This is a genomic window from Allobosea sp. (genome assembly GCF_035999205.1).
Taxonomy (GTDB): Bacteria; Pseudomonadota; Alphaproteobacteria; order Rhizobiales; family Beijerinckiaceae; genus Allobosea.
Map to the genome: position 1 here is coordinate 1 of NZ_DASYHA010000004.1, position 19,996 is coordinate 19,996.

Here is a 19,996-nt window from a genome sequence, read left to right on the forward strand (position 1 = left end):
GGACATCTCCGGCCTGATCTCGTCCTCGAACATGGAGGTCGGCGAGGGCGTCAAGCTGGTGCGCCAGGCCGGCGACCAGCTCGACCAGATCCTCAGCCACTCCAGGAAGGTCGCCGCCACCATCGCCGACATCTCGGCGGCTTCCGGCGAACAGGCCAACGGCATCGACGAGATGAGCCAGGCCGTCGCCCATCTCGACGAGATGACCCAGGCCAATGCGGCGCTGGCCGAACAGAGCGCCGCCTCCGCCGCCTCCCTCTCCTCCCGCATCGGACAGCTCAACGACCTCGTCGCCGCGTTCAGGACCGGGCAGGACGGGGGCAACGGCGCCGGCAGACTGGCCGCGCCGGCGGCCAGCGAGCCCGAACGCCTGCGCAAGCTCGCCGAGGCCGCCTTCGTCCAGACCCGGGCACCGGCGGCCACGCCGCGCGCCCCGGCCCCGGCGCCGATCCCGCGCGCCCCGGCCAAGAAGGTCGCCAACGGCCATAACGACACCGGCTGGGAAGAGTTCTGAGCGGCGTAACCGCCCAACCCGAGATCGACCGGGGCCTGGACCGCGACGCGGTTCAGGCCCCGGTCATGTCGAGGCCAGCGCTGCGGAGGCGCGCGGCATCCCGCAACGGCGGCGCGCCGAAGAGACGACGGTACTCCCGGCTGAACTGCGACGGGCTCTCATAGCCCACGCGGAAGCCGGCGGAAGCGGCATCGAGCGCCGCGCCGAGGATCAGGCGCCGGGCTTCCTGCAGGCGCAGCTGCTTCTGATATTGCAGCGGGCTCATCGCCGTCACCGTTTTGAAGTGCTGATGCAATGCGGAGGGACTCATGCGGGCCTCCTGCGCCAGCGTCTCGACGCTGAAGGCCTTGTCATAGTTGCGCTTGATCCAGCCGATCGCGCGGTTGACCTGCTGCAGCCTGCTTTCGCTGGTGGCAATCTGGCGCAGGCGCCCGGCCTGCTCACCCGTCATCAGGCGATACAGGATTTCGCGCTCGGCCAAAGGTGCCAGCATGGCGATGTCGCGAGGCGTTTCCAGCAGCCGCACCAGCCTCAGCGCAGCATCCAGCAACTCCGACGCCACCGGGCTCAGCGTCAGGCCGGACCCCGCGCCGCCGGCATCTGTATCCGCGACGCCCGCCTCCAGCATGATCGCGCCGATCATGACGGGATCGAGATCGAGCCGGATGCAAAGGTAGGGCGCCTCGTCCGTAGCGTCGACGACCTGGCCGATGACCGGCAGGTCCACCGATACGACCAGGTACTGGCTGCGGTCATAATGATAGACCCGCTCCCCCAGAATCACCTGCTTGCGGCCTTGCACGACGATGCAAAGCGCCGGCTCATGCAAAGCGTGCAAGGGCTCCGTCGGCTGGCTGGAGCGGATCAACACCAGACGCGGGATCGCCGTCTGGTGAATGCCATCACTCGTGCAGAGCCGCCCAATCAGCGCCGCGAGTTCGCCGACCTGCTGCATGTCCCGCCTCCGCTGTTTCCCAGACATGGCACCGACCAGCGCCGTGCCTGGATTTTCATACAATGATCGGGGCCTCCGGAGCGATGCAAAATGGGCATCTCTGGAGAATCAGGCAATCCTTGCGCTGCATTGGTCTACCGCGCGAAACCCTCGCCGCGGCATTGCTTCTCCACGCCGAAGCGCCTGGCGCGACCGGCAGCCAAGAGCCAACCACAGGAGAGCATGATGTCTGGAATCAAGGGCAAGGTTGTCGCCATCACCGGGGCGAGCAGCGGCATCGGCGAAGCCACGGCGCGACTGCTGGCAGCGCGCGGCGCCCATGTCGTGATCGGCGCACGTCGAACGGACCGGCTCGAAGCGCTGGCCCGGGAGATCGCGGCCGCGGGTGGCTCGGTTCGGGTTAAGGCCGTCGACGTCGCCAGAGCCGATGATGTCGAGGATTTCCTCGGCTACACCGAAGCGCAGTTCGACCGCGTCGACGTGGTCGTCAACAATGCCGGGCTGATGCCGCTGTCGAGGCTCGACGCCGGCAAGATCGACGAATGGGACCGGATGATCGACGTCAACATCCGCGGCGTCCTGCACGGCATCAAGGCGGGCCTGCCGATCATGAAGCGGCAGGGCTCCGGCCAGTTCGTCAACATCTCCTCGATCGGCGGACATCAGGTCTATCCAACCGCCGCGGTCTATTGCGCGACGAAATTCGCCGTGCTCGCGATCTCCGAGGGCTTGCGCCAGGAGCATGAAGACATACGTGTCACTGTGATCTCGCCCGGCGTCACCCGGTCCGAGCTCGCCTCCACCATCACCGACCCCGGCGCCCAGGCTGCCATGGCCGAGTTCCGTCAGATCGCGATCGAGCCCGACGCGATCGCGCGCGCCATCGCCTTTTCGATCGAACAGCCCGGTGATGTGGACGTCAGCGAGATCATCGTGCGGCCAACCGCCAGCCCATATTGAACCTGCTGCCTGCGTCGCGCGACAGCTGGTTCACGAATGGTCGACCCCGGAAGGCCGGGGTCGATGACCGATGACAGATCAGGAGACCCGACCATGCCACTCGCACAGATGCTTCACTCCCTCGGCCATTTCGCCGCCAACCTGGTCCCCTCCAGCCGCCCCGTCCGCTCGCTGGAGATCGCGGCCTTCGACGAGGCCGATGCCTTCGAGCGCGCTGCGATCGGTCGCTGGGCGACCGATGACGGCGCGATCGTCATCGAGCTACGGCCGGACGGCCGCTACAACAAGGCCAAGCAGGCCCTGTCCGCCTGGCATCACGGCCGCTATCAGGTCGATCGCTCCCAGCTCTATTTCGAGAGCGACAGCGGTCATCTCGCCAAGGGAGAGATGCGCCGCGGCGTGCTCAGCATCGGCGAGATGCAGTTCCGCCGCGCGCGCAATGCGGCAGAGCTCAGTATCCAACCGTGAAACGGCGGCGGCTGTGGGCGGGCTTCTCCAGCTCGTCGACCAGCGCGACCGCATAGTCTTCGGCCGAGATCCTGCTCTCGCCCTTGCCATCGACGAGGAGCTGGTCGAGGCCAAGGCGGAACGTGCCGGTGCGCTCACCCGGCGCAATCACCGCCGAAGGCGACAGGAAGGTCCAATCCAGCGTCTTCTCCTGCTTCAGCAGGTCGAGATAGACGCCGCCCTTCCTGGCCTCGTCGAGATAGGCCGCCGGGAATTCGGGCGTGTCGAAAAGCTTCACGCCGGGCGCGACTTCGAGGCTGCCGGCGCCGCCGACGACGAGGTAGCGCTTGACGCCGGACTGCTTCACCGCCCCGAGCAGCGTCTCGGGATCGCTTGCCAGGTAATGCACCGAGCTGATCACCGCCTCATGGCCGGTGAGAACCGCCGCGAGCCCGCCCTTGTCGAAGATGTCGCCCTTGGCAGCCTTGACGCCGGGGAGTGCAGGCACCTTTTCCGGGTTGCGGACGATCGCCGTGGCGGCGTGGCCGCGCGAAGCGAGCTCGGCGAGGAGGCGCGAGCCGATGAAACCGGTGGCGCCGACGAGTGCGATGGCCATGACAGGAGTTCCTCTTTCTGGTAACCAATGGATACCAACGATCCAATGGAACCCAGATGGCTCACGCCGTGCCGCCCGTAAAGAAGGCACTTTCGCGAGACATGGTCACTCCAAGGAAACCGCCATGCTGCAACGACCCGACCCTTTCAGCGCCCAATGCCCGACACGACAGGTGCTCGACCGCATCGGCGACAAATGGGCCGTGCTGATCCTGATCATGCTCGACCGCGAGACACTGCGCTTCAACGAGCTGCGTCGGCGCATCGAGAGCATCTCGCAGAAAATGCTGTCGCAGACGCTGAAGAGCCTCGAACGCGACGGGCTGGTGCGGCGCGAGGTGTTCGCCACCGTGCCGGTAACGGTCGAGTATTCGCTGACCGAGCTCGGCCGCACGCTGGCTGCAACGGTCCAGGCTCTGACCGACTGGGCCGAGAGCCATATCGGCGCGGTGCAGGAGGCACAGCGGCGCTATGATCACGGAGAGACGCTCCTGCTCTGAACAAGCGGGTCAACCGTTGCCGGTCAGCGGCCGGGGGCTATCGAGGAACCCGCTCCAGATGTCCGGAAGTGGGCCGCCAGCGCTGATGGCATCGGCCTTGAAGGCATCGGGCGCGGTTTCCGCGAGAGCCTCCCAGGCGATCGGCATGGCGACGGAAGCGCCGGGGCGGGCCCGCGTCGAATAGGGCGCGATCGCAGTCGAACCCCGGCCATTGCGCAGATAGTCGATGAAGATCTTGCCCTTGCGGGCCTTCTTCGACAGCGTCGCCGTGTAGAGCGCCGGCTCCGACTGCGCCATCGCCTGGGCAAAGTCGCGCGCGAAGCCCTTGACCCGGTCCCAACCGGCCCGGGGCTTCAACGGCATCACCACATGATAGCCCTTGCCGCCGGAGGTCTTGAGCAGGCTCTTGAATCCGAGCTCACCAAGCCTGTCGCGCACGGCCAAAGCGGCATCGCGCACGCGGTCGAGCGATAAGCCGCTGTCCGGGTCGAGATCGAAAATCACCTGGTCGGGGGTTTCGACGGCGTCGATGGTCGCGCCCCAGAGATGGATCTCGACCGTCCCGAGCTGCACCAGCGCCGCGAGCCCGTCGAAGTCGCGGATGAAGAGGAGCTCCTCGCCATCCTCGTCCTTCCGCCGCTGCACGGCCTCGTGCATGCCCGGCATGGCGTGTTTCTGGAAGAAAGAATGCCCCTCGATGCCGTTGGGCGCCCGGACGAGGCTGAGCGGGCGGTCGACGACATGGGGGCGCATGAGGGGCCAGACGGTCGAGTAATAGTCGAGCAGCCCCTGCTTGGTCAGTCCGATATCCGGCCAGAGCGGCTTGTCGGGGCTGGAGAGCTTGACCGTCGTCTCGGCACGCGGCGCGGGTTTGGCCGCCTTTCGCTGTGTCTTCGCCCTGCGTGGCTTAGGGGCCGCGGGTACCTTCCTCTCTTCCTGGGGACTCTCGGCAACGACCTCCTCTGCCGGCTTGTCCTCGCGCAGGCCGAGATAGCTGGCATGGCGCAGCGTCCTCGACTGGGTCCAGGCGCGAAATTCGACCTCGGCGACTAGCTCGGGCTCGACCCAGACGACACCGCGCTCGCGCCCGGGCGCTCCGGCGAAGGGCGAGGTCTTGCGCCTGACCGCATCGAGACGCGCCTTGAGCGTCGCAGCGGATTTCCGGGTGAAGCCCGTGCCGACGCGACCTGCGGGCTTCAGCACGCCATCCTCATGATAGCCGGTGAGGATCGAGCCCAGCTCTCGGCCCGAGCCTTTGGACGGCACATAGCCGGCGATGACGAACTCCTGTCGCTGCGTGCATTTCGACTTGATCCAGTCGCGGCCCCGCCCGCTGCGATAGGGCGCGTCGGCACGCTTGGAGATGACGCCTTCGAGGCCCATGAGGCAGGCATGGCGCAGCATGGTCTGGCCGGGCTCGACGAAATGCTCGCTGTAGCGCAGCGGCCCCATGTCGCCTGCCGCCCGGAGCAGGTCCTCCAGCCTTTCCTTGCGGGCGAGCAGCGGATCGCCACGCAGGTCCCGGCCGTCGAGATAGAGTAGGTCGAAGGCGAAGTAGACCAGATGCTTCGTCGCGCCCTCCGACAGTGCCTGCTGAAGTGCGCCGAAGGAGGAAATCCCGTTCTCGCCAAGCGCGACGACCTCGCCATCGATCAGCGCCGTTTCACAAGGCAAGGCCGCCAAAGCCTCCGTCAGCCCGTCGCCGAAACGCTCGGTCCAGTCGAGTCCCGAACGTGTGAGGAGCGTGGCCTTGCCGTTCTCGATGCGCGCCTGCAGGCGATAGCCGTCGAACTTGACCTCATGCAGCCAGTCGTCACCTGCGGGCGGCTTGTCCTGGAGGGTCGCGAGGCAAGGTTCGACGAAGCGCGAGAACGTGTCGCTATCTGCTTTCCGCCGCCGCGCCGGCTTCGCCCTGGCAGGTCGGTCCGGCTTGCTGCGCGGCCGCTTCGTCTTCGCCCAGACTTTCGGCTTCGCCTCCTTGCCGTTGCCGACATCCTCGACGCTCAGTCCCGAAACGACCGAATTCGGCGTGGATTCGAGGATGTCGTCGTCACGACGCGCCGCCGCGTCGTCGACCTTGATGAGAAGCCAGTTGTCGCGCTTTTCGCCTCGTCGCGGCTTCAGCCGAACCAGATGCCATTGGCCGGCGAGCTTGTGGCCCTCCAGCATGAAGGAGAGATGGCCCTTCTCCAGACCGAAGGCCGGATCGCCCTCCGGCACCCAGCGCCCTTCATCCCAGATGATCACCGAGCCCGCGCCATACTGGCCCTCGGGAATGGTGCCCTCGAAGCTGCCATATTCGAGCGGGTGATCCTCGACATGGACGGCGAGGCGCTTGTCGTCGGGGTCCAGGCTCGGCCCGCGCGTCACCGCCCAGGACCAGAGCACGCCGTCGTGTTCGAGCCGCAGATCGTAGTGCAGGCGCCTCGCGGCGTGCTTGTGAACGACGAAGGCGCCGCCCTGTGGCTGCTTCCTGGCCTTGGAATCACGGCGGGTAGCCGCGCCTGCCGGCTCGCGGGTCCGGCTGAAATCACGCTTGGCGCGGTAGAGGTCGAGACCGGGCATTCAGGCCTCCCAGCTCAGGCGCTCTTTCTCGGCTTCGGCGCGGGCTTTTTCGGCGCTGACCCGGCTCTTGGTTTCGCTGCGCTCTTGCGTGCTGCGGCCTTGGTCGCCGGAGGCTCGCCGCCATCATCCCCGGCCAGGCTTTTCTTCAGCGCGTCGAACAGGTTGACGACGTTGGCGGGACGCTCGGCGGACTGAACGACGGGCGGCTTGCGGCCCTTCTGCTTGGCCTGGATCAGGGTGAGAAGGGCGGCCTCATAGCGATCCTCGAAGCCCGAGGGATCGAATGCCGCCTGCTTCTTGTCGATGATGTGCGTCGCGAGATCGATCAGCTCAGGGTCGATCTTCGGATTCGCCATGCCGCGGAAGGTCTCTTCAGGCTTCCGCACCGTCTTGTCGTAGCGCAGCGTCGTCAGTAGCAGGCCCTTGTCGAAGGGCTCGATCATCACCGGCCGCTCGCGGCGATAGAGCACGATGCGGGCGATGCCGGCCTTCTTCTGGCGCGCCATGGCCTCGCGGATGACGGCGAAGGCCTCTTCCGAGACGTCATCCGCCGGGGTGACGTAGTAGGGTGTATCGAAATAGATCTGCGGGATGTCCGATCGATCGACGAACTGCTCGATCGAAAGCGTGTGCGACGAATCGATCTGGACCGCGTCAATCTCGTCCTCCTCGACGAGCAGGTATTCGTCGTCGCCGATCTCGTAACCCTTGACCTCGTCCTCATCAGCGACCGGCTTGCCGGTGACACCATCGACATATTGACGCCTGACCGTGTTGCCGGTCTTGCGATTGATGACGCGGAAGGAAACCTTCTCGCTATGGTCGGTCGCACCCGTCAGCTCTATCGCGCAGGACACCAGCGAGAGCTTGAGGTAGCCCTTCCAGGCGGGGCGGGGGGCCATCAGGCCGCCCTCGCGGGAGGCGTCCAGCGACGCGAGCCAAGTCTGTCCGCCTGAGCGAGATCCTCGTGCGACAGTGCCGGGACCGGATCCTCCAGAATGGCCAGCAGAACCTCACGGTCGAGCTGGCCGTTCCGGATAACCCCTGCAAGCGCCTCCCGGGTCTCGCGTTCCGCCCGCAGCTGTGCCGCCAGCGCGACGATGAGGCGATCCTTGTCCGACATACGCATGACGCAACACCTGCGATCCGACCCGTGAGGGCAGAACGGATATCGTGCCGAGAGGTTCCGCCGAGGCCGCTGGTCTTTCCGCCGATTTCGTGTATACCCCCGCCATCCGGCCTCAAAAACCGGCTGCGCGACCCCTCCCCGATGAGGCGGATCGCGGGCTTCGGACCCTGCTGGACGACATCCCGGCTATGGCCCGCCAGATCAACCCCAATACGAGGATCATACGATGTCGATCACTGCCGAGCGCAAGACCGCGCTCCTGAAAGAGTATGCCACCAAGCCGAACGACACCGGTTCGCCGGAAGTCCAGGTCGCGATCCTGACGGAGCGCATCAACAACCTGACCGGCCACTTCAAGTCCCACACCAAGGACAACCACTCGCGTCGCGGCCTCCTCAAGATGGTCTCGCAGCGCCGTTCGCTGCTCGACTACCTGAAGAGCAAGAGCGAGCCGCGCTATCGGACGCTGATCGAGAAGCTCGGCATCCGCCGCTGATCGACGCCTGACGCTAACGCCCGGTGCGACCTCGCTCCGGGCGCTTCGATTAAGGGACCTGCCGCAATGGTGCGGCATCGATCCCGCTACAACGCGGCGGCCGCATGGGCGGCCCGCCGCATGACCCGCCGGGCGCTTTCTTCGCCCATGGCAGGATCGCCAAGCGCTCGGGCGCGACTTCGCAGAACCGAGCGTTTCGCCGTCTTGTCCATGGGCCTGGGGCACCGGACGGGTCGCATCCGATCCGAAAGATAATCTCATGTTCGATGTACAGACCGAAGAACTGATCTGGGGCGGGCGCAAGCTCGTGCTCGAAACCGGCAAGATCGCCCGCCAGGCCGACGCCGCCGTGCTCGCCACCTATGGCGAGACCGTCGTGCTCGCGACCGTCGTCTCGGCCAAGTCGCCCAAGCCCGGGATCGATTTCTTCCCGCTGACCGTCAACTACCAGGAGAAGACCTTCGCGGCCGGCCGCATCCCCGGCGGCTATTTCAAGCGCGAAGGCCGCCCGAGCGAGAAGGAGACGCTGGTCTCGCGCCTGATCGACCGGCCGATCCGCCCGCTCTTCGTCGAGGGCTACCGCAATGAGACGCAGGTCGTCTGCACCGTGCTCCAGCACGATCTCGAGAATGATCCCGACATCGTCTCGATGGTCGCGACCTCGGCGGCGCTGACGCTCTCCGGCGTGCCCTTCATGGGCCCGGTCGGCGCAGCCCGCGTCGGCTATATCGACGGCGCCTACAAGCTCAATCCGCTGATCGAAGAGGTCAAGGAATCGGCGCTCGACCTCGTCGTCGCCGGCACCCAGGACGCGGTCCTGATGGTCGAATCCGAAGCCAAGCAGCTCTCGGAAGAGGTCATGCTCGGCGCCGTGATGTTCGGCCACAAGCACTTCCAGCCGGTGATCGACGCGATCATCCGCCTGGCCGAGAAGGCCGCCAAGGAGCCGCGCGACTTCACGCCTCCGGACGATGCCGTCGTGCTCGATGCGGTGCTCAAGCTCGTCGATGCGGATATCCGCGCCGCCTACAAGATCACCACCAAGGCCGAGCGCTACAAGGCTCTCGACGCCGCCAAGGCCAAGGTCGCCGTGCTCGTCTCGGACGAGCCGGACGGAAAGACCACCTTCACCAAGGAGCAGGTCGCCGGCCAGTTCAAGGAGGCGCAGGCCAAGGTCGTCCGCTGGACCATCCTCGATGACGGCGTCCGCATCGACGGCCGCGACCTCAAGACGGTCCGCAAGATCGTTTCCGAGGCCGGCGTCCTGCCGCGCACCCATGGCTCGGCGCTGTTCACCCGCGGCGAGACCCAGGCGCTGGTCGTGACCACGCTCGGCACCGGCGACGACGAGCAGTTCATCGACTCGCTGGAAGGCACCTACAAGGAGACCTTCCTGCTGCACTACAACTTCCCCCCCTATTCGGTGGGTGAAGCCGGCCGCATGGGCTCGCCCGGCCGCCGCGAGATCGGTCATGGAAAGCTCGCCTGGCGCGCGATCCGCCCGATGCTGCCGGCCAAGTCGGAGTTCCCCTACACGATCCGCGTCGTCTCGGAGATCACCGAGTCGAACGGCTCCTCCTCGATGGCCACCGTCTGCGGCACCTCGCTCGCCCTGATGGATGCCGGCGTGCCGCTGAAGGCGCCGGTCGCGGGCATCGCGATGGGTCTGATCCTGGAAGGCGAGCGCTTCGCCGTGCTCTCCGACATCCTGGGTGACGAGGACCATCTCGGCGACATGGACTTCAAGGTCGCCGGCACGGCCGAGGGCATCACCTCGCTGCAGATGGACATCAAGATCGCCGGCATCACCGAGGAGATCATGAAGGTCGCCCTCGAGCAGGCCAAGGGCGGTCGCGACCACATCCTCGGCGAGATGAACAAGGCGCTCGCGACCTCGCGCGGCCAGCTCGGCGAGTATGCCCCGCGCATCGAGACGATGAAGATCCCGGTCGACAAGATCCGCGAAGTCATCGGTTCGGGCGGCAAGGTTATCCGCGAGATCGTCGAGAAGACCGGCGCCAAGGTCAACATCGAGGACGACGGCACCATCAAGATCGCCTCGGCCGACGGCAAGTCGATCGAAGCCGCGATCAAGTGGATCAAGTCGATCGTCTCGGAAGCCGAGCCGGGCATGATCTATGACGGCACGGTCGTGAAGATCATGGAGTTCGGCGCTTTCGTGAACTTCTTCGGCGCCAAGGACGGCCTCGTTCACATCTCCGAACTGGCCGCCAACCGCGTCCAGAAGGTCTCGGACGTGGTCAAGGAAGGCGACAAGGTCAAGGTCAAGTTCCTCGGCCAGGACGACCGCGGCAAGATCCGCCTCTCAATGAAGGTCGTCGACCAGGAGACCGGCGAGGACATCACCGAGAAGCTGAAGGCCGCCCGCGAGGCCGAGAAGTCCCGCGAGAAGCAGCAGGCCGAGTAAGCTCCGGCTTCCTCGGATTCACGTGAAACGAGACGCCCCGCATCGCAGGATGCGGGGCGTTTTCGCTTTCGGAGCCGTCGCCGTGATCGTGATCGACTCGGGCATCTCGGAAATCAGCAGCTTGTCGGCGCGCGTTTCTCGAGTCGCGGCTGCCCGGCGCCTTGAGAATGGCGGCTGGCAAGGCCGCGCTTAATAGTCTAGACATATGCCGATCCACGGAGACTGGCATGACCGCGCACCGCATCACCTCGCTCGACCAGCTCGCGGCCCTCTACCCGAACCCGGTCGCCCCGGCCTCGATCGCCAAGGAGATCGACCATGTCGATGCGAACTATGCGGCATTGATCGCGGCCTCCCCCTTTTTCGTGCTCGCGACCAACGGTCCAGAGGGCCTGGATTGTTCACCGCGCGGGGATCTGCCGGGGTTTGTCACGGTCCGGGACGCGAAAACGCTCCTGATTCCGGACCGAAAAGGCAATAACCGTCTGGATTCATTGAAGAATATCCTGTTCGACCCGAGAATCGGAATGCTCTTCGTGGTGCCGGGTTACGGCGAGACGCTGCGCGTCAACGGAGTCGCCAGCCTTTCCAGCGACCCTGAGTTGTGCGGGCGCTTCGAGATGGCCGGAAAGCTCCCGGCCTGCGTGATCGTGGTCACCGTGGAGAGCATCTACTTCCAGTGCTCGCGCGCCATCGTACGGGCCGACCTCTGGAACCCGGCGAGGCATGTCGCGAAGGGCAGCGTGCCGAGCGCCGGCCAGATCCTCCGAGACATCACGGCGCGCGATGCGGCCATCGAGACCTTCGATGGCGAGGCTTACGACAAGGCATTGCCGGAACGGGTCAAGGCTACGCTGTACTGAAGCACGCAAGGGTCATGCTCACCCTTGTAGCGAGCATCCACGCCGTGGACACCGCCCTCGATCAGTGAAGACGTGGGTGGTCGGGCCAGGCCAGACCGTGACGCCGATCGGGCTTGCCCTCACCCCAAAGAAAAAGGGCCGCTCGCGCGGCCCGTAACTCATCCATCTGCTCCGGTGGCAGGCTCCCCCCGGGGAGAGCAGGCAGGGCTCAGAGCAGCCCTTCGTTCCCCGCCAGCGTCTTCAGGCTCACATCCGGCCGTGCGCCGACATGGCTGATGATCTCGGCCGCTGCGAGCGCTCCGAGGCGCAGGGAGTCGCGAACCTCCCGGCCCGAGGTCAGGCCGAAGAGGAAGCCGGCCGCGAAGAGGTCGCCCGCGCCGGTGGCATCGACCACACGCTCGATCGGGAACACCGGCTCCTCGACAATGCCCTCCGGGGTCACGGCGAGTGCGCCCTTCTCCGAGCGGGTGACGACGGCGAGGATGTTCTCCGAGCGCAGCCAGGACAAGGCCGTGTCGAAGTCGCCGGTCTCGTAGAGGCTCTTGAGCTCATGCTCGTTGGCGAAGACGATATCGACCATGCGGTTGCGGATCAGGCCGACGAACTCGTCGCGGTAACGATCGACGCAGAAGGAATCCGACAGCGTGATCGCGACCTTGCCGCCGGCCTTGTGGGCGATCTCGGAGGCCTTGCGGAAGGCATCCTTCGCCGCCGGCGGATCCCAGAGATAGCCCTCCAGATAGACGATGTCGGCGTTCTCGATCGCCTTCGCGTCGACATCGGCGACGGTCAGGCCCTGGCAGGCACCGAGATAGGTGTTCATCGTGCGCTCGCCATCAGGTGTGACGATGATGAAGGAGCGCGCCGTCGCCGGGCCGTCATTGGCCGCGGCGGAGTCGAAGGCCACGCCGAGCGAGGTCAGATCGTGCCGGTAGAGGCGGCCGAGCTCGTCGGCCTTGACCTTGCCGATGAAGGCGCCCTTGCCGCCGAAGGAGGCGAGGCCGGCGATGGTATTGGCAGCGGAGCCGCCCGAGATCACCTTGCCCGGCCCCATCGCGGCATAGAGCGCTTCCGCGCGGGCCTCGTCGATCAGGGCCATCGCGCCCTTGGTCAGGCCGTGCTTCGCCAGAAAATCTTCTTCGGCGGAAGCGATGACGTCTACGATGGCATTGCCGAGGGCAAGAACGTCGGTGCGCGTGCTGGACATCAGGAAAATCCGGGGGAAGGAGGGAATTGGGCGTGTCGCATCACGGGGCTGGCAGGTCAAGCAAGGCGGAGCCGCATGACCGGCTCTTCGTGATCTCGGGCTGCTCCGGCGGCGGCAAGTCGACGCTGCTCGAGGCACTGGCGCGAAAGGGCGTCGCCACCGTAGCGGAGCCCGGCCGGCGGATCGTCCGCGAGGAGCTCGCAGGGGACGGCGCAGCCTTGCCGTGGCGCGACCCGGCCGCTTTCGCGCGACGGGCACTGGCCATGGCCATCGCCGACAGGCAGCAGGCCCTGTCCGTCGGCGGCCTTGTCGTCTTCGACCGCAGCATCGTCGATGCCGCAGCAGCGCTGGAGCGGGCTACGGGCGAGCCAAGCCTCGCTACCTTGGCCGGAGCCTATCTCTACGCCTCGACGGTCTTTCTGGCGCCGCCCTGGCCGGAACTTCACGTCACCGATAGCGAGCGACCCCACAGCTTCACGGAAGCCGAGCGCGAATACGACCACCTGGTCACGGCTTATGGCGGGCTCGGCTACGATATCGTCCTGCTGCCGCGGCTCTCCGTCGAGGAGCGCATCGCTTTCCTGCTCGGTGAGCTCGCGGCAAGGGGTTAGCGCTCATCGCGTCGGGAGGCCTGGTCGAGCACCGCGGTCAACGCATCGAAATCGATGCGGGAGAGGTCGCCGATCTCGCGAGCCAGGCGGTTGGCGAAGAGCGTTGCCTCCGCGTCGAGGCCGGCCGTGTCGACGGTCACCCGTGGGTGCGAGAGGTCGGCCAGGCGAACCAGTTCGTCCGCCTCGTCCCAGATCACGCCGAGTACATGGATGACGCCCTGGATCAAAGTGAAGGTCGGGCGACCGCGCTTGCCGTGCTCCAGCGCTGACAGATAGGCCGGTGTCACCCCCAGCACCTGCGCCATCTCGGCCAGTGTGATGCCGCGTTGCGCCCTCAGCTCGCGCACGCGCCGGCCAAAGGGCGTCACTGTCCGGCCTCCCGGGCGCGCCGCAGCCTGACATAAAGCGCGCCGGAGCCGCCATGACGGGCCTGGGCCTCCTCGAAACCGACCACAAGCGGGCGCAGATCGGGAAGGCGCAGCCAGTGCGGTACGACCCGCCGCAAGACGCCACGCTCGTCGCCAAACAGGGCGGTGCCGGCCGCGCCTTTGCCGGTTACCACGAGGGCCAGCCGGGTGCCACGCCCCTGCTCGCGGCGTAGGAAGGCGCGCAGCGCCAGATGGGCCTCGTCCTGGCGCATGCCGTGGAGATCGATGACCGCATCGACGCCCTGCTGGCCGCGCCTGAGCTGCGTCCGCAGGCGCTGTTCCAAGGGGGCGAGCGGCGGCGGGGATGGGGCCGATTTCGACGGCTTGAGCGCCACGGCGAGGAGAACAGGCGCTGCCTCCGGCGCTGGCGCGGCCGGGGGCAGCGGTTCCGGTTCCACGGGCACCCGTCCCGCCAGCGGCTTCACCGAGCGCGCGACCTGGCGCCAGAGCGCAAGATCGGCCTCCGACAATGTCCGGCCCCGCCGCGAGCGCATCACGGTCGTCCGGGCTCGGTCGGCCAAAGCACGATGAAATCGACCGGATGCCGGATCAGCCCGGCACGGTGGCCGGCGCGGGCGCCGGAACCGACGAAGAGATCGAGCCTGGCAGGGCCGAGGATGGCCGAACCGGTATCCTGCGCGATCATCAGGCGCGCGAGCCGGCCCATGCCGCCATCGCCATCCGGCAGCGTCGCATCAATCCAGACCGGCAAACCATAGGGCCAGACTGTCCGGTCGATGGCGATGCTGCGCAGCGGCGTCAAAGGCAGGCCGGCGCCGCCGATCGGGCCGGAATCGGCAGGGAGATCGTCACGACGGGCAAAGAACACGAAAGAGCGGTTCAGCCGGATCAGGTCACGTGCGAAGCCGGCATCGGCCTTCAGCCGCGCGATCAGGCGGTCCATCGTCATCTCGGCGGGCGGGATGCCCTCGCGCTCGCTGAGCACGCGGCCGAGGGAGGTGTAGGCATGCCCATTGCGGCCGGAATAGACCAGTCGCGTCACCGAGCCGTCCGGCAGACGGATGCGGCCCGAGCCCTGAACCTGCAGCACGAAACGGTCGACGGGATCGCGCATCCAGAGAACCTCGAGGCCGCGCCCGTCGAGGGCCCCGGTCTCGATCGCGGTGCGGTCGTGGAATGGTTCGAGCCCCGTCGCCGTCCGTCGGGCCGCGGAAAGGGCTGCGTCCATGCCGGGCCAGTCATCGCCCGGCAGGCGCGTCACCAGCTCTGGCGGGCGGCCATAGAGCGGCGTCGGGTAGCTGTCCGAACGGGTGAGAGAGCCTTCGAACTCGGGCTCGAAATAGCCGGTCATGAAACCCGTCGGCGCCGCGGGTGGCCGGATGCGCCAGAACGAGAAGTGCCGCTCGAAGAACCGCCTGGCCGCATGGGGGCCGACCGGTCCGGCGGATGCCAGGCGCCCAGCCTGCCTGCAGACCGCGGCCAGCGCTGCGGGAACAGGAACGGAGGCTCTCAGTGGCGGCTCGGCCTGACAGCCGCGCGCGAAGATGGCGAAGGCGGCGCGATGGTCGTCTCTGGCCCAGCCGGAGACCCTGGCAGGCTCCAGGGGCTCGGCCGTCGCGCCGGCCGGCAATGGTGGGGAAGACGCAGCCATGGCGCTCACAGGCGCCCAACAGGCTGCCAGCAGCGCCAGTGCGACACCGGCGCCACGGATCACGCCGCGGATTCGGTGGCGACCAGGAGCCAGTTGGGGTCGCGGCTGCCGAGCTGGCGCGAGAAGGTCCAGATGTCGTTGACCTCGGAAACCGCCTCGGCGCTGCCGTCGACGACCGCGCCCTGGGCATCCCGGGTCACGCTGATCAGCTGCGAGACGAAGGCGATGGTGACCTGCGCGGTCTTGCCCTTGACGTCGACGGCCGTGATCTCGGCCTTGTCGATCGAGACGAAATTGGACTCGGCCTTCTCGCCGCGCTTCTCGCGATCGGTGATCGCCTGCTCGAAGCCTTCATAGACTTCCTTGGCGAGGAGGCTCTTGAGCATCTTGCGGTCGCCGCGTGCGAAGGCGGTGACGATCGTCTCGTAGGCTGCCTTGGCGCCGCCGAGGAAATCGCGCGGATCGAAAGCGGGCTCCTGCCGCACGATCGCGTCGATGCCGGCGATGATCGGCGAATCCGCGGGGGCGATGTCCTTCCAGCGGTCGGCGGCCGGCGGCGGAGCCGCGGCGGGATCATTGGCCGCGCCCGGCAGTCGGATGACATTGTCGCGCTTGGCCTCGGCAGGAGGTGTCTGGTCGGGCCGCATCGGCGGCGCCTCGCGGCGCGAGAACGGATCGGCCGGCGGCTGCTCGCTGCCGGTCTTCTGGCCGAGCACGGAGCGCAGCTTCCAGGCGACGAAAACGGCCAGAGCCAGGAAGACCAGAGTCGTCACATCGAAGGAATTTTGCATCGAAAGCTGACCCGAAGCTCCAGTCGCGATAATTCACCCGCGGCACCCTTCCGGGAAGGCCGCCATGCGTCATATGGTAAGCTAGGCTCGTAACATCCACCCCCCTGCTTGTGAAGGCGGCTTCTTGTGCCGCGCTGTCGTCCATGATAGCCGACGCCCGCGTCGAACCGGAGAGCGGAGCGCAGTCCCGAACGTCAGGATTGGCACGGGATTTCCCTAGACAGCCAGCCAGAAGCGATGGGTCCGATGGCCAACGAACTCCCCAACGGCAACGGTGCCGGCGACGCTGCGCCGAGCATGAGCGCCCTGATCCAGTACACCAAGGACTTTTCCTTCGAGAACCCGAAGGCACCGCGCGCGCTTGGCCAGCAAGCCGCCCAGGAAGGCCCGCAGATGTCGCTGCAGGTCAATGTCTCGAGCAGCGCCCTCGGCGAGAACGACTTCGAGACCGTCCTTCAGCTCGAAGGTAAGGCCGAGCTCAATGGCGAGACGCTGTTCGCCTTCGACCTGAGCTATGGTGGCGTGTTCCGCCTGCTCAACATCCCGCAGGAGCATATCCATCCGGTGCTGGTGATCGACTGCGCCCGGCTGCTCTTCCCCTTCGCCCGGCAGATCATCGCCGAGGCCGTCCAGAACGGCGGCTTTCCGCCCTTCTATGTTCCGCCGATCGACTTCGCGGCCCTGTTCCAGCAGCGCATGCAGGAATTCCAGGCCCAGCAGGGCGTGCCGAACGCCTGAGTCGCCTGCGACAATCCGACCGATCCAAAAGGGCCCTTCGGGGCCCTTTTTCACGCCGATCCCTTGAAAGTTCCTGCCGGCCTGCCCTTGCGGCTGAAGCCGGGGCTCTCCATCTCCGCGTCATCGCAAGGCGGACGGCCCATGGCCGCCCGCCATTTTCATGATGCCGGAGGACCGATGGACTACCTTATGACGCTCGCCGCCGACCCCGCAGTCTGGGCTGCGCTCGGTGCACTGATCGCCATGGAGGTCGTGCTCGGCATCGACAACCTGATCTTCATCTCGATCCTGACCAACAAGCTGCCCGAGCATCAGCGCTCGCGCGGCCGCAGGATCGGCATCGGACTGGCGCTGATCCTTCGCCTAGCGCTGCTGGGCACTGTCGCGATCATCGTGCAGCTGACAGCGCCGATCTTCACGGTTTTCGGCAAGGCCTTCTCCTGGCGCGACCTCATCCTGATCGGCGGCGGCCTGTTCCTGGTCTGGAAGGCGACGACGGAGATCCGCCACAAGGTCGACCCCAATCACGGTCCGGACGTCTTCGACGGCGGCCGGGCCGCGGCTGTCACCTTTGGCGGCGTGATCTTCCAGATCCTGCTGCTCGACCTCGTCTTCTCGATCGACTCGATCATTACGGCGGTCGGTATGACCGACCACATCCCCGTCATGGTCATCGCCGTCGTCGTCGCGGTTCTGGTGATGCTGCTCGCGGCCGATCCGCTCGCGCTGTTCATCGAGAAGAACCCGACCATCGTGATGCTGGCGCTGGGCTTCCTGCTGATGATCGGCGGTACGCTGATCGGCGAGGGTTTCGGCGCGCATGTGCCGAAGGGCTACATCTATGCCGCGATGGCCTTCTCTGCCGCCGTCGAGGGGCTGAACATGATGTCGCGGCGCGCCGACAGAAGGAGGGGCGGCTAGCCCCTCGTCAGGCTTCCTCGGCAATGCCGAGATAGCCGCGCCAGAGCTGGTTCTTGCCCAGCGAGCGGATGAAGGTCTCATGTGCTGCGGCCGAGGCCTCATCCAGCCGGGGCGCCAGCGGCCGCAGCCGCTGCGGACGCTCGACAACGATGCCGGCCAGGCCGCCACTTCCTGCCACCGCCGAGACCCCGAGACCGAGCGAGGCCTGCTTGCCGCCGAGCAGCTCGATATAGACTTCGGCCAGGATCTCGGAATCGAGCAGAGCGCCGTGCTTGGTGCGGCGGCTGTTGTCGATGCCGTAGCGCGAGCAGAGAGCATCGAGGCTGTTCGAGGCGCCGGGATGCTTGCGCCGCGCCATCGACAGGGTGTCGACGACGAAGGCCTGCTCGATCGGCGGCAGCCCGAGGCGCTTGAACTCCATATTGATGAAGCCGACGTCGAAGGCGGCGTTGTGGATCACCAGCTTCGCGCCGGCGATGAACGCGGCAAACTCCTGCGCGACGGCAGCGAAAAGCGGCTTGTCCGAGAGGAACTCTTCCGAGAGGCCGTGAACATTGAAGGCCTCGACCGGCATCGAGCGCTCGGGATTGATGTAGACGTGGAAGGTGCGGCCGCTCGGGCAATGATTGACCAGCTCGACGCAGCCGATCTCGACGATCCGGTCGCCATTGTTGGCTTCGACGCCGGTGGTTTCGGTATCGAGTACGATTTCACGCATCTGACAGTCTCCGCGCGGCCCTGCCCGGCCGGCCGGCGAGCACGCTCAGGATAGAGCCGACCTGCCGACGTGCGGCCAGCACGCCCCGCGACGTGTCCACAATGAAATGGGCACGGCGGCGCTTCTGTGCGTCGGGCATCTGCCGGGTCAGAATCGCGTCGAGTTTCTCTTCGGTCATTCCGGGCCGGGCCAGAACGCGCTCGCGCTGAATGGCGGCCGGGGCGCTGACGAGGAGAACCGCGTCGCAGCGGCCCTCGGCTCCTGTCTCGAGCAGAAGCGGCACGTCGAGCACGGCAAGTCCTGCACCAGCCGCCTGGCAACGATGAAGAAAGCTCTCCTCCTCCTCCCGCACCAGGGGGTGGATGATCGCTTCCAGCCGGCGCAGGGAATCCGGCTTGCCGAGCACCGCCGCCGACAGGCGCGGCCGATCGACCATTCCGTTGGCGACGACGCCGGGAAAGGCTTCGCCGATCGGCGCGACGGCGCGGCCGCGATAGAGATCATGCACTGTGGCGTCGGCGTCATGGACCGGGATACCCCGCTCCCGGAACAGGGCGGAGGTCGTGGACTTGCCCATGCCGATTGAGCCCGTGAGGCCGAGGATGAAGGTCATCGCGTGAAAGCGTCCGTCAGCTCTGCCATGGGCTGTCCCGTCGAATCAGTGTCCCAGAATATCGGCTTCGAGCTTCGCCCGCAGCGCGGGCGTGACGGCCGGCGTCACACCGAACCAGCGGGCGAAACCCGGCACGGCCTGATGCAGGAGCATGCCGAGTCCATCGACGATAACGCCGCCGCGGCGCTCCGCATCCACCAGCAGCGGAGTCATCAGTGGCACATAGACGATGTCGTCGACGATGGTGCCTGGCCGCAGATGCGTCAGGTCGAGGTCGAGCGGCGGCTGGCCATGCATGCCGAGCGCCGTGGTGTTGACGACCAGATCAGCCTGTCCGACGAGTGCATTCCGCTGCGCCCAGTCGGCGGCCTCGACGGGAGCACCGAGCGAGGCGGCAAGCTCGTCGGCGCGCGTGCGGCTGCGGTTGGCCAGAATGATCCGGCGGACGCCCCGCACCTTGAGACCGAAGCCGATGCCCCGGGCGGCGCCTCCGGCGCCCAGCACGAGAACCGTGCGCACCCGCTCGTCCCAGCCCGGGACCGTGGCATCGAGATGGGCCAGGAAGCCGGAGACGTCGGTGTTGTCGCCACAGATCCGCGTGCCCTCGCGCCAGAGCGTGTTGACCGCACCGATCGCGCGCGCGGCTTCGCTGACCTCGTCGATCAGCGGCAGCATCGCTTCCTTGTGCGGCACGGTGACGTTGCCACCGGTGAATTCGCCGGCGCGCAGGCGTTCGACGAATGCCGGAAGATCCTCCGGAGCGACATCGACCCGTTCATAGGATCCGCGGAGCCCGTGTTCCGCGAGCCAGGTTCCGTGGATCAGCGGCGAGCGTGAATGGGCGACAGGATGGCCGATGATGAAGCAGCGGGGAGGCATGGTCAG

General features: G+C 66.7%; 23 protein-coding genes. 10 read left to right on the plus strand and 13 right to left on the minus strand.

Annotation, left to right across the window (positions count from 1 at the left end):
* The coding region (locus tag VGN82_RS00710) for a methyl-accepting chemotaxis protein (RefSeq protein ID WP_327525056.1) at nt 1-514 on the plus strand (514 nt) is incomplete at its 5' end.
* A gap of 52 nt (nt 515-566) precedes the next feature.
* Here the strand turns inward: VGN82_RS00710 and VGN82_RS00715 are convergent.
* A complete protein-coding gene (locus VGN82_RS00715; protein ID WP_327525057.1) occupies nt 567-1,469 on the minus strand; it encodes an AraC family transcriptional regulator in 903 nt (300 codons plus the stop codon).
* Between the two features lie 225 nt (nt 1,470-1,694).
* Here VGN82_RS00715 and VGN82_RS00720 point away from each other — a divergent pair, with 225 nt between their 5' ends.
* Both VGN82_RS00720 and VGN82_RS00725 read left to right on the plus strand, forming a co-directional pair.
* Complete coding sequence (locus VGN82_RS00720; protein ID WP_327525058.1) at nt 1,695-2,429, plus strand: SDR family oxidoreductase; 735 nt, start codon at nt 1,695-1,697, stop codon at nt 2,427-2,429.
* 93 nt (nt 2,430-2,522) lie between these two features.
* Nucleotides 2,523-2,897, plus strand: a complete 375-nt coding sequence (locus VGN82_RS00725; protein ID WP_327525059.1) for an Atu4866 domain-containing protein — start codon at nt 2,523-2,525, stop codon at nt 2,895-2,897.
* On the opposite strand, the gene VGN82_RS00730 is transcribed toward VGN82_RS00725, so the two are convergent.
* Nucleotides 2,881-3,492 carry an NAD(P)-dependent oxidoreductase gene (locus VGN82_RS00730; RefSeq protein WP_327525060.1) on the minus strand — a complete coding sequence of 204 codons (612 nt, stop codon included), beginning with the start codon at nt 3,490-3,492 and terminating at the stop codon, nt 2,881-2,883. The two genes, VGN82_RS00725 and VGN82_RS00730, sit on opposite strands and share 17 nt — an antisense overlap.
* A gap of 124 nt (nt 3,493-3,616) precedes the next feature.
* Here VGN82_RS00730 and VGN82_RS00735 point away from each other — a divergent pair, with 124 nt between their 5' ends.
* On the plus strand, nt 3,617-3,991 hold the full coding sequence (locus tag VGN82_RS00735) for a winged helix-turn-helix transcriptional regulator (RefSeq protein WP_414644167.1): 375 nt from the start codon (nt 3,617-3,619) through the stop codon (nt 3,989-3,991).
* 9 nt (nt 3,992-4,000) lie between these two features.
* On the opposite strand, the gene ligD is transcribed toward VGN82_RS00735, so the two are convergent.
* Genes ligD through VGN82_RS00750 form a run of 3 tightly spaced genes read right to left on the minus strand, consistent with a single transcriptional unit; the run spans nt 4,001 to nt 7,685 of the window.
* A complete protein-coding gene (gene ligD, locus VGN82_RS00740; protein ID WP_327525061.1) occupies nt 4,001-6,556 on the minus strand; it encodes a DNA ligase D in 2,556 nt (851 codons plus the stop codon).
* A gap of 14 nt (nt 6,557-6,570) precedes the next feature.
* Nucleotides 6,571-7,458: a non-homologous end joining protein Ku gene (ku, locus tag VGN82_RS00745; RefSeq protein ID WP_327525062.1), complete on the minus strand. Its 888-nt coding sequence runs from the start codon at nt 7,456-7,458 to the stop codon at nt 6,571-6,573.
* Nucleotides 7,458-7,685, minus strand: a complete 228-nt coding sequence (locus VGN82_RS00750; RefSeq protein ID WP_327525063.1) for a hypothetical protein — start codon at nt 7,683-7,685, stop codon at nt 7,458-7,460. Before VGN82_RS00750 ends, ku begins: the two co-directional genes overlap by 1 nt.
* Before the next feature lie 226 nt (nt 7,686-7,911).
* Between VGN82_RS00750 and rpsO the strand changes: the two genes are divergently transcribed.
* The 3 genes from rpsO (at nt 7,912) to VGN82_RS00765 (ending at nt 11,472) form a co-directional block, all read left to right on the plus strand.
* Nucleotides 7,912-8,181, plus strand: a complete 270-nt coding sequence (rpsO, locus tag VGN82_RS00755) for a 30S ribosomal protein S15 (protein WP_327525064.1) — start codon at nt 7,912-7,914, stop codon at nt 8,179-8,181.
* Nucleotides 8,182-8,440: 259 nt separating this feature from the next.
* On the plus strand, nt 8,441-10,609 hold the full coding sequence (gene pnp / locus VGN82_RS00760; protein WP_327525065.1) for a polyribonucleotide nucleotidyltransferase: 2,169 nt from the start codon (nt 8,441-8,443) through the stop codon (nt 10,607-10,609).
* A gap of 227 nt (nt 10,610-10,836) precedes the next feature.
* On the plus strand, nt 10,837-11,472 hold the full coding sequence (locus VGN82_RS00765; protein ID WP_327525100.1) for a pyridoxamine 5'-phosphate oxidase family protein: 636 nt from the start codon (nt 10,837-10,839) through the stop codon (nt 11,470-11,472).
* Between the two features lie 208 nt (nt 11,473-11,680).
* Here VGN82_RS00765 and VGN82_RS00770 read toward each other — a convergent pair whose 3' ends face one another.
* Complete coding sequence (locus VGN82_RS00770) at nt 11,681-12,679, minus strand: adenosine kinase (RefSeq protein WP_327525066.1); 999 nt, start codon at nt 12,677-12,679, stop codon at nt 11,681-11,683.
* 32 nt (nt 12,680-12,711) lie between these two features.
* Here VGN82_RS00770 and VGN82_RS00775 point away from each other — a divergent pair, with 32 nt between their 5' ends.
* A complete protein-coding gene (locus VGN82_RS00775; RefSeq protein ID WP_327525067.1) occupies nt 12,712-13,290 on the plus strand; it encodes an AAA family ATPase in 579 nt (192 codons plus the stop codon).
* On the opposite strand, the gene VGN82_RS00780 is transcribed toward VGN82_RS00775, so the two are convergent.
* Genes VGN82_RS00780 through VGN82_RS00795 form a run of 4 tightly spaced genes read right to left on the minus strand, consistent with a single transcriptional unit; the run spans nt 13,287 to nt 16,121 of the window.
* Nucleotides 13,287-13,658 carry a helix-turn-helix domain-containing protein gene (locus VGN82_RS00780; protein ID WP_327525068.1) on the minus strand — a complete coding sequence of 124 codons (372 nt, stop codon included), beginning with the start codon at nt 13,656-13,658 and terminating at the stop codon, nt 13,287-13,289. The two genes, VGN82_RS00775 and VGN82_RS00780, sit on opposite strands and share 4 nt — an antisense overlap.
* Complete coding sequence (locus VGN82_RS00785; RefSeq protein WP_327525069.1) at nt 13,655-14,212, minus strand: Smr/MutS family protein; 558 nt, start codon at nt 14,210-14,212, stop codon at nt 13,655-13,657. The genes VGN82_RS00780 and VGN82_RS00785 overlap by 4 nt, the downstream gene beginning before the upstream one ends.
* Nucleotides 14,212-15,330, minus strand: a complete 1,119-nt coding sequence (gene mltA / locus VGN82_RS00790; protein WP_327525070.1) for a murein transglycosylase A — start codon at nt 15,328-15,330, stop codon at nt 14,212-14,214. Before mltA ends, VGN82_RS00785 begins: the two co-directional genes overlap by 1 nt.
* 59 nt (nt 15,331-15,389) lie before the next feature.
* On the minus strand, nt 15,390-16,121 hold the full coding sequence (locus VGN82_RS00795; RefSeq protein ID WP_327525071.1) for a Tim44/TimA family putative adaptor protein: 732 nt from the start codon (nt 16,119-16,121) through the stop codon (nt 15,390-15,392).
* A gap of 246 nt (nt 16,122-16,367) precedes the next feature.
* On the opposite strand from VGN82_RS00795, the gene secB reads away from it, so the two are divergent.
* The gene (gene secB, locus VGN82_RS00800; protein ID WP_327525072.1) at nt 16,368-16,859 is read left to right on the plus strand and encodes a protein-export chaperone SecB; all 492 of its coding nucleotides are present in this window, start codon (nt 16,368-16,370) and stop codon (nt 16,857-16,859) included.
* A 177-nt stretch (nt 16,860-17,036) separates the two neighbouring features.
* On the plus strand, nt 17,037-17,780 hold the full coding sequence (locus VGN82_RS00805; protein ID WP_327525073.1) for a TerC family protein: 744 nt from the start codon (nt 17,037-17,039) through the stop codon (nt 17,778-17,780).
* 7 nt (nt 17,781-17,787) lie between these two features.
* On the opposite strand, the gene dnaQ is transcribed toward VGN82_RS00805, so the two are convergent.
* From dnaQ to VGN82_RS00820, 3 genes are read right to left on the minus strand one after another with little or no spacing between them, the layout of a single operon-like run.
* Nucleotides 17,788-18,498: a DNA polymerase III subunit epsilon gene (gene dnaQ / locus VGN82_RS00810; protein WP_327525074.1), complete on the minus strand. Its 711-nt coding sequence runs from the start codon at nt 18,496-18,498 to the stop codon at nt 17,788-17,790.
* Nucleotides 18,491-19,111 (minus strand): dephospho-CoA kinase, encoded by a 621-nt coding sequence (gene coaE / locus VGN82_RS00815; protein ID WP_327525075.1) that lies wholly within the window; start codon nt 19,109-19,111, stop codon nt 18,491-18,493. Before coaE ends, dnaQ begins: the two co-directional genes overlap by 8 nt.
* A 45-nt stretch (nt 19,112-19,156) precedes the next feature.
* Nucleotides 19,157-19,990, minus strand: coding sequence for a shikimate dehydrogenase (locus VGN82_RS00820; protein ID WP_327525076.1), 834 nt, complete (start codon nt 19,988-19,990; stop codon nt 19,157-19,159).
* Nucleotides 19,991-19,996: the final 6 nt, after the last annotated feature.